The sequence below is a fragment of the Sphaerisporangium krabiense genome, assembly GCF_014200435.1.
Classification (GTDB): domain Bacteria; phylum Actinomycetota; class Actinomycetes; order Streptosporangiales; family Streptosporangiaceae; genus Sphaerisporangium; species Sphaerisporangium krabiense.
On the sequence record NZ_JACHBR010000001.1, the window covers coordinates 1,834,053 to 1,847,949 of the forward strand.

Consider the following 13,897-nt stretch of genomic DNA (forward strand, 5'->3'; position numbering starts at 1 on the left):
GGTGAGCGCGTACGAAACCGACGAAGAAGAGGCGCCCTCGGCCGCGACCGAGGGTCAGGGTGTCGCTCCCGTCCGCTCGGTCGCCCGGGCCGTGGACATCCTGCTGGTGCTCGGCGACGGACCCGGACAGCTGAGCGAGATCAGCGCGGCGGCCGTGCTGTCCAAGGCCACCACGTACCGCATCCTGACGACGCTGAAGAACAAGGGCATGGTGCTGCAGGCGCCGAGTGGCGAGTACCGCCTCGGTCCTGGCTGCTTCCGCATGATGTCCGGCCTCATCGACCTGCGGGCCGGGTTCCCGTTCGACGCGGACGCCGACCTGAAGGCGCTGCGCGCCGCCACCGGCGAGACGATCACGGTGCACGTGCGGGCGGGCCTGTCCCGGGTGTGCATCGAAGAGCTGCCGAGCCCGCAGCCGATCCGCTACACCGCCGGGCTCGGCGTGGCCACCGGCATCCACGTCGGATCGGCCGGCAAGGTGCTGCTGGCGTTCCTGCCACCCGACGAGCTCGAGGACGTGCTCCGCACCATCGACCTGCGGCCGATGACGCCGAGCACGATCACCGACATCGAGGTGCTGCGCCAGGAGCTCGATTCCGTGCGCCGGCGGGGAACGGCGTACAGCGCGGGAGAGCGGGTCGTCGGCGCGATAGGCGTCAGCGCGCCGGTGCTCGACGACCGCGGCCACCCGGTCGCGGCCCTGAGCGTGCTCTGCCCCGCGTCCCGTGTCAACGACGATCGCCGCCGTGAGTTCGAAAGGCTGGTGGCCCGCACCGGCGAGGACATTTCCAAGCGCATTCACACCCGCTAGTCGCCCGCGGAGAAACTCCGCCTCGAAGCGCCGAGACCGCATGGTTCCGGACGCGGAACAGTAACGGTTCAGCCTCGGCGCCGGGAACGGTTTTCCGATGACGCGCCGGCCGGGAATCGAATTCGACAGCGCCGGTCGCCGCGGCGGCCGGAACGTGAGCCTCTCCGCCTGGACCGGCACCGACTGACCTGCTACGTCCCGGGGCCGTAAAGCCCGGACGGCGTGTCGTACTTCTCGCACAATAACGCCTCCGCCACATCGCACCGCGAGCATCGGCTCCGCACCACAACCCCCCACAAGATTCGACACGAGTTCCGAGAGTCCGCCCGCGCGCGCTCCTTGTCGATGAGGCTCTCGGGGCCGCAATGATCACGAAATATGGACCGCACAGATCCAGATACTTCGTCCGGCCGAAACGTTGACAATGAAACGGGCGGGCCATATCGTGAAACGATCGGTTGCCGAGTCGGGCTCCCGTTTTCTTATAGGACCGCCTTTGAGCCACTGACTCTTCAGGAAAGGGCCCATATGAAGAAACGCGCGATCAGCTGTGGTCTGATCCTCGGCGTTCTTGGTTCGCTCACCGCCTGCGGTGGCAGCGAGAGCGGCGGGGACGACGATCCGATTAAGATCGGGATCATCACTCCGCTGACCGGTAACGCGGCAGCGTACGGAAGCGGGTTCTGGCAGGGCGTGCAGGCCGCCGAAGAAGAGATCAACAAGGCCGGCGGAATCCTGGTCAACGGAAAGCGCCACAAACTGCAGGCGACCGTCTGTGACGACCAGTTCGTGCCGTCCAAGTCCGTTTCCTGCGGACAGAAGCTCAGCGAATCGCTGATGATCTACACGCCGGCCACCCAGTCGTCGTTCCCGCTGATGGGCTTCAATCAGAAGGACGGCTTCATTCTGATGTCGACGTCCCAGACGCCGACGTTCACCGCGCAGGGCAACAAGCTGGTGGTGCGCTCCACCTACAACCTGGAGCGGCAGATCCCCGACCTGGCACGACTGGTCGGCGAATACGCCAAGAAGGAGAAGCTCCCGCTGAAGTCGGTCGCGATCATGGAGGTCGGCAGCGACTTCGGGCCGGCGTTCACGGAGACCTTCTCCAAGGCGTGGAAGGCGAACGGGGGCTCCATCACCGGCACCGCTTCCTATGACACCGTGACAACGGACCTCACGAGCCAGCTCACGAGCCTGTTGCGGGGAAACCCGGACGCGATAGCCATCACCACGGTCTGCCAGTCGGCGGCCCTGGTGATGGATCAGGCCCGGCACCTGGGATTCAAGGGGACGTTCATCAACGCGGTGTGCGGCGGTGGCCCCGGACTGACCAAGTACATGAGCAACAGCGAAATGGTCGGCAGCAACGTCTCCGCGGTGAAGACCAACGCCTTCGACAGCATCCCGGTGGTCGGGGCGTTCCACAAGAAGTACAGCGACGAGAAGTACAAGTCGGCCATCGAACAGCAGATTCTCGCATTCGGCTACTTCGGGGTCGACTGGTTCGCCAAGGCGGTGAGCGCCGCGGGCACGACGACCGACGCCGCCAAGGTGCACGCGGCAATGGAACCCGCGCTGAAGGGCCTTCAGCCCAACATCCTGGGTATCACCAAGTTCTTCCCGGACACCGGCGACATAGAAATGACGACCTATCTGGCCCGGACCGAACCGGATGGCAAGTCGTTCGACCCGCTGGCCGACCAGAACTAGCGCCCCGCCCGCCAATATTTGTCCCGTCGCCGTCCGGGCAAACCTTGGCGGTCGCGGCACCGGTGGTGCCGCGACGGTGTGGGGCACCCCTTGCGCGGCGCCCCACACCGAGCACACGTCTCACATCGCCGAGTGGATCGGGTTACGTGTATGCAAGTCCTAGCCAATGGGCTGGCGCTCGGAGCGATTTACGCTCTCGTCGCGTCCTGCCTGTTGCTGATCTTCGGGATTCTCGAGATTCCCGACTTCGCCCTGGGCGGCCGAATCATGGTCGGCGGATACGCGGGCTATTTCGTCGCCGACCACCTGGGCCTGCACTACTGGATCGCGGTCATCGCCGCCGCGCTGGCCGCCGGGGCGATGGGCGTGGTCAGCGAACTCGCCGTCTATCGATGGCTGCGCAACACGCCCAGCCCCCTGTTGAGCGGATTCATCGGGGCCCTGGTGCTCCTCACCGCGACCGAGATAACGGCGCAGCTCCTCTTCACCGCCGACTTCCGTAAGCTGCCGAGCCCGTACGAGTCGAACATCCTGCAGTTCGCCGGCATCAGGATCACCGAGCAACGGCTGCTGGCCGGGGTCGTGGCGCTCGTCCTGATCGCCGCGTTGCACGCCTACCTCCGGGGAACCAGAGGTGGCCGGGCCATGCGGGCGACGCTGGAGGATCGGCGCGGGGCCGAGATCGTGGGAATCTCGCCGAAGAAGACGGCCATGATCGCCATGCTGCTCGGGAGCTGCCTGGCCGGTGTCGCCGGCGCCCTGCTCGGGCCGATGTATCTGGTCTATCCGACCATGGGCGACAACATCCTGATCAAGGGCCTGATCGTCATCGTGCTGGCCGGCATGCGCAGCAGCCTCGGCGCGATCAGCGCCGCGCTCCTGCTGGGCATCGCCGAGAGCTTCGGAGCGAGCTACCTGAGCGTAGGTTTCTCCGACGCGTACGCCTTCATCTTCTTGATCATTGCCCTGATGGTGCGGCCCAACGGCCTGTTTACGAAGAGCGTATTGGTGCGGTGAAGTCCGTGATGAGCAAATCCGTAATGAGCAAGCCCGTCATGGCCCGCGCCGCCGCCGGCTTGCGGCCGCGTGAGCCCAGGAGCCGGGAATGGCTGGTCATCGTCCCGATCGTGGCCATCTGCGCGCTTCTGCCGCTGGTCGTCCGCGGTCGGTACGAGGTCGGCGTCATGACCCTGATCCTCATCTACGCGATCGCGGCTTACGGCCTGGACCTGGTCCTCGGCCACCTCGGCCTGGTGTCCGTCGCGCACGCCGCCCTGCTCACCGTCGGCGCCTACACCCTGGTCATCCTCACGACCAAGTACGGTGTCGGCTACTGGCCGGCCGCGGTCGCCGCCATCCTGGTCAGCACCCTGGCCGGGCTCCTGCTCGCCGGGCTCACGATGCGCAGCAGGGGACACTACTTCTCCGTCAGCAGTCTGGCGTTCGCCGCGGTCACGGTGGTGGTGATCACCCAGTGGACGAGCCTGACCAACGGAGCGAGCGGAATCTACGCGATTCCCGCGCCCCCCGGGTTCGAGTCGACGACCGCGCAGTTCTATCTGAGCCTGATCGTTCTGACCGTGGTGCTGGCCGCGATGTTCCTGATCACCCGGTCGACGCTCGGGCGCAACCTTCGCGCCATCCACGCCGACGAGGTGCTGGCGGCGTCGCTCGGCATCAACGTCGTCGCCACGAAGTTGAAGGCGTTCACGGTGAGCGCGGCGATAGTAGGGCTGGCCGGGCCGTTGTTCGCCAGCTGGATCTCCTACATCACCCCGAGCAGCGCCAGCATCACGGAAGGCTTCAACCTCCTGATCTACGTGATCATCGGAGGGTCGGCGACGTTGGCGGGCCCGCTGGTCGGGGCGGCCCTGGTCGTCGGGGTGACGGAGGCGTTCCGGTTCACCGAGCTCTTCCAGACCCTGATCTTCAGCGGCGTCGTCTTCCTGGTGCTCCTGTTCTTCCGGGGTGGCGTCGTCGGAAGCATCGGTCGCGCCTGGGCCCGAGTGGCGGCCCGCCGGCGCCGGCCCGAAACCGCCGCGATCCCCGAGGCCGAGACCGAGACCGAGACCGACGCCGACGCCGGTCCGCTCGCGTTGCCTCATCTGAGCCGGGACGACCGCGGCGAGCCGGGCCGGCCCGGCCAGGTGCTGTTCGAGGCCCGCTCCCTCACCAAGAAGTACGGCGGAGTGACCGCGGTGAGCGATGTCTCGCTCACCGCTCGCGAAGGCGAGATCATCGGCGTCATCGGCCCCAACGGAGCGGGCAAGAGCACCCTGTTCGGCCTGATCTCCGGCGTGGTCGGAGGGTGGACGGGAAGCGCCAGCTTCGCCGGGCAGGATCTGCAGAAGCTGCCGGTGCACGAGCGGGCGCGGCTCGGCATCGGCCGCACGTTCCAGACCAACCGGCTGCTCGCCGACGAGACGGTGCTGCAGAACCTCATCACGGCGGGTTACCTGCACCGTCCCACGCGGAAGTCCCGGACCACGGATCCGGACGACGGCTTCCTGGACACGATCCTCGACCTCACCGGCCTCCGCGCGAAGGCGGGCGAGGTGGTGAGCGGCCTGTCCATCGAGGAGCAGAAGCTGGTCGGCGTCGGCATGGCACTGGCCGTGCGCCCGCGGATGCTGCTCCTGGACGAACCGTTCGCCGGGCTTCGCGAGTCGGAGACGCCCCGGCTGATGCGGCTGCTCGAGTGGCTTCGCGACCAGGGCATGGTGATCCTGCTGGTCGAGCACAAGATGCGAGTCCTGATGTCTCTGTGCAGCCACGTGTACGTACTGGACTCGGGACAGTTGATCGCCGAGGGCTCACCGAACCAGATCGTCAACGATCCGCGGGTGATCTCGGCCTACTTGGGGACCAAGAATGCTTGAGGTCTGTGACATCACGGCAGGTTACGGCAACAGCACCGTGCTGACAGGCGTGTCCTTGTCCATCGAGCAGGGCGAGGCGGTCACGGTGCTGGGCGCCAACGGGGCCGGCAAGTCCACGCTGATCCAGGCCATCGCCGGCCTCACCCCGATACGAGGCGGGGAGATCCGGTTCGAGGGTGAACGGATCGACGGGTTGTCGGCCGCCAAGATCGTGCGCCGCGGGCTGGTGCTCTGCCCGGAGGGCCGGCACCTGTTCCCGCAGATGAGCGTGCGCGAGAACCTGCTGCTCGGAGCGTATCCCCGCAAGCTCGGCCGCTCGGCCGTCGCCACGCAGATCGACGAGGTCCTCGAGATCTTCCCGGCCCTCAAGAAGAAGCGGACGGTGTACGCCGGATCGCTCAGCGGCGGTGAGCAGCAGATGGTGGCGATCGGCCGGGCTCTGATGGCCAAGCCCCGGCTGCTGCTGCTCGACGAGCCGTCGCTGGGCCTGGCTCCGCTGTTGGTGCAGACGGTGATGCGGGTGGTCGGAGAGATCAACGAGCGGGGTATCGCCATCGGGCTGGTCGAGCAGAACGCGGCCGCCGCGCTGGAGTTGGTCTCCCGGGGCTACGTGCTGGAGTCGGGCTCGGTGGTCATCCAGGGTTCGGCGCACGAGTTGTCCACCGACGACCGGGTCAGGGCCGCCTACCTAGGCGTCACGGAACAGACCGTGGAGTAGCCCCCGCCTGGAACACGTCGGCGACACGCAGTGAGGGATACGGGGATCTCTTCCGCGGTCTCGGTCCAGACGAGCCGCTGGAGATCCTCGTCCCGTCGAGCCGTCCGGTCACGGATGTCCCGCGGCGTTCAGCAGCGGTACCCCGAGCAGGCACGACTCGACCCCCATGAGGCTGAGCAGCTCGAACACCTGGACGATCTCGGCGAGCGTCGCTCCGTGGGCGCGCGCGTTGCGCACGTGGATGCGGATACCGGGCGCGTACAGATGCGTGCCGGCCGCGTCGATCGCGATCAGGACCAGCTCGCGGGTCTTGGCGTCCAGCACACCGTGCCGCCCGGACGCCGCACTGAAGTCGATGTACCGGTCGAGGAAGCCCGGCAGATGGGCGAGCACGGGCTGCCATCCGGCGTCCCAGTAACCTCGCAGGCGCTCGAATCGCTCCCGGACACGCGCCTGGGCGGCGGGCGGCGCCTCGGGACTCTCCCCGTCCGCGTACTCCTCCAGCGCGATCGACAGGCCGACGTTCAGGGCGTGTACGCCGAGCACGCTGACCAGTTCCAGGACCTCGAGCACTCCTTCCGGCGGGACGCCGGCGTCGAGCGCGCCCTGGATCCGGGCGGGCAGGGACTCGCGGTTGCGGTACGTCATCGCGGCATCGCAGGCCAGCAGCACCAGCGTCTTGGCTTGGGCGCTGAGCGGACCGGCCGCCGCTTCCTCGGCCAGGGCGACGAAGGCGCCGGCGTAACCGGGGTCTCGCTCGATGACCGGATCGAGTCGCTCGTCCCACGAGCCGAGCGCCGCACGGCAACGTGATCGAAGGCCCTCGGCCGCCCCGCCGGCCATGGATTCCGGGTGAACGGGTCCACCCGCGGCGTCGTCGTTCTCGATCCCAGTCGACTCGCTCACGTCAAGATCCACCATCTGATTTCACTGTACAGTATTTACATTTCGTAGCATGATATCGATGCCCATATAGGGTGACAAGACCACGAGAGGGGCGTGCGATGAGGTTCCTTGATCGCATTGCGATCGTGACCGGCGGCGGAGGCCACGGCCTCGGCGGCGCCATAGCCCGCGGCCTGGCGGGGGAAGGCGCTCGCGTCGCGGTGGCCGACCGAGATCGTGACACGGCGGAGTCCGTCGCCGCCGAGATCACCGCCGCCGGAGGAGAAGCGCTGGCGGTCGCCGTCGACGTGCGGCGACCGGATCAGGTCGAGGCCATGGTCGAGACGGTGTCCAAGGCCTTCGGCGGGCCGGACATCCTCGTCAACAACGCGTTCACCTCGTGCCCGGACACGATCCTGGACGCCGACCTGGACGACTGGATGCGCGACGTCGACGTCATCCTCAAAGGCGCCTTCCTCTGCGCGCGGGCCGTCCTGCCGTCGATGCTGGAACGACGGCGCGGCGCGATCGTCAGCCTCTCCACGGTCAACGCCCATACGTACGTGGGCGCTTCGGCGTACAGCGCGGCCAAGGCCGGCCTGGAGTCGTTGAGCCGCAGCATCGCCGTCGAGTACGCGCCGCACGGCGTCCGATCGAACGTGGTGGTCCCGGGGACGTTCGCCACCGAGGCCTGGGAGCTGCGACGGCGACGCCACCCGGACATCCTGGAACGGCTCGCGCACTGGTATCCGACCGGCCGCATCGGCCGGGTCGAGGAGATAGCCGCCGCGGTCCTGTTCCTGGCCTCGGACGAAGCCGGGTGGATCACCGGCGCCACGCTGCCGGTCGACGGCGGTCTCCTGGCGGGCAATCCGTGGTTCGCGCGGGACGCCCACCCCGACGAACAGCCCGTTCCCGGCGGGAGGGCACAGTGAGATTCGGCATCGACACCTTCATCACCGATCAGACCATGCATCCCGCGGCACTGGCCCGCGCCGTCGAGGAGCGTGGACTCGACACGCTGATGGTCACCGAGCACTCGCACATCCCCGTCCGCCGGGAGACGCCGTGGGCAGGAGGGCCGGAGCTCCCGCCGCACTACTACCGGACCTACGACCCCTTCGTCGGCCTGGCCGCCGCGGCGACGGCGACATCCCGGCTGCGACTCGGCACCGCGATCGCGCTCGCCGCGCAACGGGACGTCATCCACTTGGCGAAAGAGGTGGCCACGCTCGACCGGGTCAGTGACGGCCGGGTGATTCTCGGCGTCGGCGTCGGGTGGAACAAGGAAGAGACGCGGAACCACGGGATTCCACCGGGCCGGCGGGGCGCGGCGCTCGACGAGAAGCTCGCGGCGCTGAAGGAGATCTGGACCCACGACGAGGCGGAGTTCCACGGCGAGTTCGTCGACTTCGATCCGATCTTCTCCTGGCCGAAGCCCCTGCAGCGCCCGCACCCGCCGATCCTCATCGGCGGCGAGAGCCGCCCGGCCGTACAACGACTGCTCCGGTTCGGCGACGGGTGGCTGCCGCGGGTCAAGACCGCTCCCGAGGAGATCGCCCGCACCCGGGCATGGCTCGCCGATCAGGGCCGAGCCGTCACCGTCACCGTCTGCGGCCTTCGGGCTGACCCGGCCGAGATCGAGCGCTTCGCCGCGATCGACGTCGACGCTGTCACGTTCAGCCTCGCCCCGTTCCCGGAAGCCTCGCCGGACGCCTCGCGGTTCCTGGACCAGGTCACGGACGCGGTAGCGCGGTTCACGAACTAGCGCGGCCGACGGCGGGAGGTATCGCCCCGCGCGGGGATGATCTGGATCGCCCAGATCGAGATCCCCCGGCAAGCGGTACCTCCCGATGCGAGCACGAGCCTCCGGTCAGGCCGGTCCGTGCGCCCGCTTCATCGAAAGGCGGCGTGGCCGGTGAGCGCCTGGCCGATGACGAGCTGGTGGACCTCCGAGGTGCCCTCGTAGGTGAGCACTGATTCGAGGTTGTTCGCGTGCCGCATGACCGGGTACTCCAGGGTGATGCCGGCCGCGGCGAGGATCGTGCGGCACTCCCGGGCGATGGCGATGGCCTCGCGCACGTTGTTCAACTTGCCGAGGCTGACCTGTTCCGGCTGGAGGAGTCCGGCGTCCTTGAGCCGGCCGAGGTGAAGAGCGAGGAGCATCCCCTTGCCGAGTTCGAGGGCCATGTCCGCCAGCTTGGCCTGGGTCAGCTGGTACGAGGCGAGCTTGCGGTCGAAGATCTCCCGCTCCCGCGCGTAGGCGATCGCCGTCTCAAGGCAGTCACGGGCGGCGCCGATGGCGCCGAACACGATGCCGTAGCGGGCCTCGTTCAGGCACGACAACGGTCCGGACAGCCCGCGGGCCTCGGGCAGCATCGCCGAACCGGGAAGTCGCACGTCGTCCAGTACCAGCTCACTGGTCACCGAGGCGCGCAGGGACAGCTTCTTCTTGATGTCCGGAGCCGAGAAGCCGGGAGTGCCGGCCGGGACCAGGAAGCCCCGCACCTTGTCGTCCGTCTGCGCCCACACCACGGCCACGTCGGCGACGGAGCCGTTCGTGATCCACATCTTGTTGCCGTTCAGCACCCAGTCGCCGCCGGCACGGGTGGCCCGGGTCCGCATTCCGGCCGGGTTGGAACCGAAGTCCGGCTCGGTCAGCCCGAAGCATCCGATGGCGTCCCCGGCGGCCATCCTCGGCAGCCACTCCTGCTTCTGCTCCTCCGATCCCCAGCGGTGGATGGCGTACATCGCCAGCGAGCCCTGGACGCTGACCAGCGAACGCAGCCCGGAATCACCGGCCTCCAGCTCCAGGCACGCCAGCCCGTACGCCGTGGCGGACGTGCCCGCACAGCCGTAACCCTCCAGGTGCATGCCGAGCACCCCGAGCTCGCCCAGTTCACGGGCCAGCTCACGGGCGGGGATCGATCCGGACTCGTACCACTCGGCCAGCTCGGGCCGGATCTTCTCCTGGACGAAGCGATGGACCGTGTCGCGTATCGCGCGGTCCTCCTCGCCGATGAGCGAATCGGTCTCGAACAGGCCCAACGGGCTGCGGGCAGTGGCCATGGGGTGGTCACTCCTATCGTTTACCTAACGCCGTTAGGTAAACGATAAACTGGGCCCGCAAGGATCGCAATTCCGGCCGCCCGCAGGCGTGCGGCCTGACGGACTTCGAGAGGCAGGACCGAATGGCGCGACCGGCGCAGCCGCTGCTGAATCGCGATCTCATCCGGGACACCGCGCTGGCGATCATCGACCACCACGGACTGGCCGGGCTGACCATGCGCAAGCTGGCCGACCAACTCGGAGTCCAGGCGGCGTCGCTGTACACGCACTACCCCACCAAGGAGGACGTGCTGGACGCGGTGGCCAACCTGCTGGTGGCGCAGGTCGACACCTCAGGCTTCGAGCACGGCTGGCGCGAGGGTCTGCGCACGTGGGGGCGCTCCTACCTGGCCGCCCTGGCCGCCCATCCGAACGCGGTACCGCTGATCGCCTCGGGCACCGGGCGCCGCGACACGTTCCTGACGATGGCCAACGCGGTCCACGGCGGACTCGTCGGCGCCGGTTGGCCCCCCCGGGTGGCCACGACGATCTCCGGAGCCGTGAAGTACCTGGTGATCGGCGCGGCCTCCACCCCCTTCGCCAGCGGCTTCGCCGACGACGTCCAGGTCTACCTGGACCGCTACCCCCACCTGACCCAGGCCCACCGCCTCCGCTCCGACGCCGAACGCATCGACCAGGAGAGCTTCGAACTCGGCCTGTCGTGCCTGATCCGCGGCCTCGAACCGGGACCGGGGTGACACAGCTTCTGAGGTCGAGACGGTTACCGCTCCCGGACCGCGTAGGTCAGGTGGGTCACCCGCTGCGCCGGCTCCGCGCCGACCTGCTCCAGGGCCACGCGGCCCGCGTCCACGCCCTCGAACAGGCGGATTCCGGAGCCGAACAGCACGGGTGAGAGCGCGATCGAGAACTCGTCGACCAGGCCGGCGTTGACGTACTCCAGGATCGTCGCGCCGCCGCCCGCGATGCGGACGTCGCGGTCACCGGCGGCCTCGCGGGCCTGGTCGAGCGCGGTCTCGATGCCGTCGTTGACGAAGTGGAAGGTGGTCCCACCCGGCCGCTCCCAGGGGTCGCGCTTCTCGTGCGTCACGACGAACACCGGCGTGTGGAACGGCGCCTCCTCCGGCCACATCCGCTCGCCGGCGTCGAACATGCGCTTGCCCATCACGCTCGCGCCCGTGCGCTCGAACGTCTCCCGCACGATGTCGTTGTCGCGCCCCTCCTCGCCGCCCTCGCCGAGCTTCAGGTTCTCCCGGAAGAACCGCTGCGGGAAGATCCACCGCTGCAGTTCCATCCACTGCCGCCCCATCAGTTCCCCGAGGGACTCGGGTGCGATGAAACCGTCCAGCGACATCGACACGCTGAAGAACACCTTCCCGGCCATCAGCCCTCGGCTCCCTTCCGAACGTTCTCGGTGACGTAGGCGGCCAGGTTGTTAAGCGTCTGCCGGCCGGCCTCGATCGCGTGGTATTTCTCGACCGCTTCGTCGCGCAGCTCCTTGGTGGGGAACACCGTGCGCATCTCGATCCGGGTCGCCGCCCCGTCGGGCTCGAACACGAGGACCGACTGGAAGGCGTTCGGGTCGCCGCGGTATTCGCCGTGCAGCATCGCGATTCCCTCCGGCGGGACGATCTCGGTCCAGGTGATCCACTCCTGGTAGTCCGTCCCGTCCGGCCCGTGCATCACGAAGTCCCACACCCCGTCGACGCGGAACTCGAAGGACCGCGTCGTGGTGGTGAACCCCTCCGGCCCCCACCACCGCGACAGGTGCCGCACCTCGGTGAACGCCTCGAACACCAGCTCCCGCGGGGCGTCGATGACCCGCGAGATCACGACCTCGCGGTCGGCCGTCGCGGACCGCGCCGGCGCTCCTTGTCCCGTCTCGCTCATCGGTTACTTCCTTCCTGACTTGCCTGCTTGAGGTCCTGCACGTAGGCGTCCAGCCGGTCGAAGGTCTCGTTCCAGAACCGCTCGAACCCGCCGGTCCACTCGTGGATCGGTCGCAGCCCGCGGGCGTCCAGACCGTACAGGCGCTGCTTGCCCGCCTTGCGGTCCCGCACCAGCCCGACCTCCCGGAGCACCCGCAGGTGTTTGGACGCCCGCGGCTGGGTCATCCCCAGCTCCTCGGCCAGCTCGGTCACCGGCCGCTCACCCGCCCGCAGCAGCACCAGGATCTCCCGGCGCTGCGGCTCGGCGATCGCGTTGAAGACGTCCGACGTCGTCGCTGCTCGTGCCATGACCCCATCATATGCCGATATCGGCATGCGTCGACCCGGGGTATTCGGCGGGTCTTGTCAGATGACGATCACGAAAGGCCGCGGTTGACGCGCCCAATGCGGGTACCTTAACGTCAAGTATTCCAATTTTTGGAGTAATGGAGGAGCGTCGATGATCGTGGTCACCGGAGCGACCGGCAGCGTCGGGCGGCACGTGACGGCCGGGCTGCTGGCCCAGGGACACAAGGTGCGCGCGCTGACCCGCGACCCCGCACGAGCGTCCATCCCCTGGCAGGCCGAGGTCGTCCGTGGCGACCTGAGCCAACCGGACGACCTCGGTGACGCGCTGCGCGGGGCCCGCGCCGTCTACCTGATGGCGATGGGCGGCGCCCCGCGGCGCTTCGCCGAACTCGCCGAGCGGTGCGGGGTGGAGCGCATCGTCGTCCTGTCCACCAGCGACGTGCTCGACGACGTCGAACGCCGGCCGGACGCCGTCGCCGAGGCGCACGCGGCGTTCGAGCACGCCGTGGCGCGCACCGGCATGCGGTGGACGTTCCTGCGCCCCAACGAGTTCGCCGGCAACAGCCTGCACTGGGCGCCGCAGATCATGGCCGGCGACGTGGTACGCGCGCCGTACCCGCTGGCCCGTACCGCGCCGATCCACGAGCGAGACATCGCCGCGGTCGCGGTCCTGGCACTCACCCAGGACGGCCACCACGGCGCCAAGTACGTCCTGACCGGCCCGCGAGCCATCACCCACGCCGACCAGCTCGACCTCATCGGCGCCGCGATCGGGCGCACCCTGCGCATGGAAGAGATCCCCGCCGACCAAGCCCGCGAGCAGATGACCCGATACGCGCCCCCCGCCATCGTCGAAGCCGTGCTGGGCCGGCTCGCCGCCGTGGTGCACCAGCCGTCGACCCCGACCGACACCGTCGAACGGGTCACCGGCCGTCCGCCGTACTCCTTCGCGGACTGGGCCCGCGAGCACGCCGCCGACTTCCGCTCCTCGCCCGCTACCCTGGCCTCCACCTCACCTGTCGATACCTGACGAACCCCGGGGGTTGGCGTTGTCCGGCGACACCACGCAAGGCGGCACCCAAGAGCAGCTGGTCGCCGGACTCATCCGAGCCCTCACCGAACTGCAGACCGCCTCCGACCAGGTCGACCAAGCCGCCGGCACCGCCCTCGGGCTCAACCGCACCGACGCCCGCTGCCTGTCGTGCCTCATCACCCACGGCCCGATGGCCGCGGGCGACCTCGCCGCCGCCGCCGGCATCGCCGCCACCGCGCTCACCTTCGTCATCGACCGGCTCACCCGAGCCGGCTACGCACAACGGCGACGCGACCCCGCCGACCGAAGACGCGTCCTCATCACCGCCAGCGACGAAGCGCGGCGCCTGGCGGAACAGATGTGGAGCCAGACCATCGCGGACACCCGGCACCAGCTGTCGAAGTACACCCCCCAGCAGCTCGAACTGCTGACCGACTTCATCACCGACCAGGTCCGGCTCCAGCGACGCCAAGCACAGCGGATCACCGAGGACACCTGAGCACACTCCTCCGCGATCCCGGCCTACATCCACGACAACCGCGAGTGAAGGCCGGG

The 13,897-nt window shown here is 68.6% G+C and carries 15 protein-coding genes; 10 read left to right on the forward strand and 5 right to left on the reverse strand.

What is annotated here, in order from left to right:
• Position 1: 1 nt before the first annotated feature.
• The 5 genes from BJ981_RS07910 (at position 2) to BJ981_RS07930 (ending at position 6,121) form a co-directional block, all read left to right on the forward strand.
• Positions 2 to 811 (forward strand): IclR family transcriptional regulator, encoded by an 810-nt coding sequence (locus BJ981_RS07910; protein ID WP_184609407.1) that lies wholly within the window; start codon positions 2 to 4, stop codon positions 809 to 811.
• Between the two features lie 528 nt (positions 812 to 1,339).
• The gene (locus BJ981_RS07915) at positions 1,340 to 2,524 is read left to right on the forward strand and encodes an ABC transporter substrate-binding protein (protein ID WP_184609409.1); all 1,185 of its coding nucleotides are present in this window, start codon (positions 1,340 to 1,342) and stop codon (positions 2,522 to 2,524) included.
• A gap of 150 nt (positions 2,525 to 2,674) precedes the next feature.
• A complete protein-coding gene (locus tag BJ981_RS07920; protein ID WP_184609410.1) occupies positions 2,675 to 3,541 on the forward strand; it encodes a branched-chain amino acid ABC transporter permease in 867 nt (288 codons plus the stop codon).
• A gap of 8 nt (positions 3,542 to 3,549) precedes the next feature.
• Complete coding sequence (locus tag BJ981_RS07925; RefSeq protein WP_184609412.1) at positions 3,550 to 5,403, forward strand: branched-chain amino acid ABC transporter ATP-binding protein/permease; 1,854 nt, start codon at positions 3,550 to 3,552, stop codon at positions 5,401 to 5,403.
• Positions 5,396 to 6,121: an ABC transporter ATP-binding protein gene (locus tag BJ981_RS07930; RefSeq protein WP_184609414.1), complete on the forward strand. Its 726-nt coding sequence runs from the start codon at positions 5,396 to 5,398 to the stop codon at positions 6,119 to 6,121. The genes BJ981_RS07925 and BJ981_RS07930 overlap by 8 nt, the downstream gene beginning before the upstream one ends.
• A gap of 108 nt (positions 6,122 to 6,229) precedes the next feature.
• Here the strand turns inward: BJ981_RS07930 and BJ981_RS07935 are convergent, their stop codons facing one another.
• Positions 6,230 to 7,027: a carboxymuconolactone decarboxylase family protein gene (locus BJ981_RS07935; RefSeq protein ID WP_184609416.1), complete on the reverse strand. Its 798-nt coding sequence runs from the start codon at positions 7,025 to 7,027 to the stop codon at positions 6,230 to 6,232.
• Between the two features lie 98 nt (positions 7,028 to 7,125).
• On the opposite strand from BJ981_RS07935, the gene BJ981_RS07940 reads away from it, so the two are divergent.
• On the forward strand, positions 7,126 to 7,941 hold the full coding sequence (locus tag BJ981_RS07940) for an SDR family NAD(P)-dependent oxidoreductase (protein ID WP_184609417.1): 816 nt from the start codon (positions 7,126 to 7,128) through the stop codon (positions 7,939 to 7,941).
• On the forward strand, positions 7,938 to 8,774 hold the full coding sequence (locus tag BJ981_RS07945; RefSeq protein ID WP_184609419.1) for an LLM class F420-dependent oxidoreductase: 837 nt from the start codon (positions 7,938 to 7,940) through the stop codon (positions 8,772 to 8,774). The genes BJ981_RS07940 and BJ981_RS07945 overlap by 4 nt, the downstream gene beginning before the upstream one ends.
• Before the next feature lie 128 nt (positions 8,775 to 8,902).
• Here BJ981_RS07945 and BJ981_RS07950 read toward each other — a convergent pair whose 3' ends face one another.
• Entirely contained in the window at positions 8,903 to 10,075 is a 1,173-nt protein-coding gene (locus BJ981_RS07950; RefSeq protein WP_184609422.1) for an acyl-CoA dehydrogenase family protein, read from the reverse strand.
• 122 nt (positions 10,076 to 10,197) lie between these two features.
• Between BJ981_RS07950 and BJ981_RS07955 the strand changes: the two genes are divergently transcribed.
• Positions 10,198 to 10,812 (forward strand): TetR/AcrR family transcriptional regulator, encoded by a 615-nt coding sequence (locus tag BJ981_RS07955; protein ID WP_184609425.1) that lies wholly within the window; start codon positions 10,198 to 10,200, stop codon positions 10,810 to 10,812.
• Positions 10,813 to 10,835: 23 nt separating this feature from the next.
• On the opposite strand, the gene BJ981_RS07960 is transcribed toward BJ981_RS07955, so the two are convergent.
• From BJ981_RS07960 to BJ981_RS07970, 3 genes are read right to left on the reverse strand one after another with little or no spacing between them, the layout of a single operon-like run.
• Entirely contained in the window at positions 10,836 to 11,456 is a 621-nt protein-coding gene (locus tag BJ981_RS07960; protein ID WP_184609427.1) for a dihydrofolate reductase family protein, read from the reverse strand.
• Complete coding sequence (locus tag BJ981_RS07965; RefSeq protein WP_184609429.1) at positions 11,456 to 11,962, reverse strand: SRPBCC family protein; 507 nt, start codon at positions 11,960 to 11,962, stop codon at positions 11,456 to 11,458. The genes BJ981_RS07960 and BJ981_RS07965 overlap by 1 nt, the downstream gene beginning before the upstream one ends.
• A complete protein-coding gene (locus BJ981_RS07970; RefSeq protein WP_184609431.1) occupies positions 11,959 to 12,309 on the reverse strand; it encodes an ArsR/SmtB family transcription factor in 351 nt (116 codons plus the stop codon). The genes BJ981_RS07965 and BJ981_RS07970 overlap by 4 nt, the downstream gene beginning before the upstream one ends.
• Positions 12,310 to 12,460: 151 nt before the next feature.
• Here BJ981_RS07970 and BJ981_RS07975 point away from each other — a divergent pair, with 151 nt between their 5' ends.
• Together BJ981_RS07975 and BJ981_RS07980 are read left to right on the forward strand one after the other, a co-directional pair.
• The gene (locus BJ981_RS07975; protein WP_184609433.1) at positions 12,461 to 13,339 is read left to right on the forward strand and encodes an SDR family oxidoreductase; all 879 of its coding nucleotides are present in this window, start codon (positions 12,461 to 12,463) and stop codon (positions 13,337 to 13,339) included.
• A 19-nt stretch (positions 13,340 to 13,358) separates the two neighbouring features.
• Entirely contained in the window at positions 13,359 to 13,841 is a 483-nt protein-coding gene (locus BJ981_RS07980; RefSeq protein WP_184609435.1) for a MarR family transcriptional regulator, read from the forward strand.
• Positions 13,842 to 13,897: the final 56 nt, after the last annotated feature.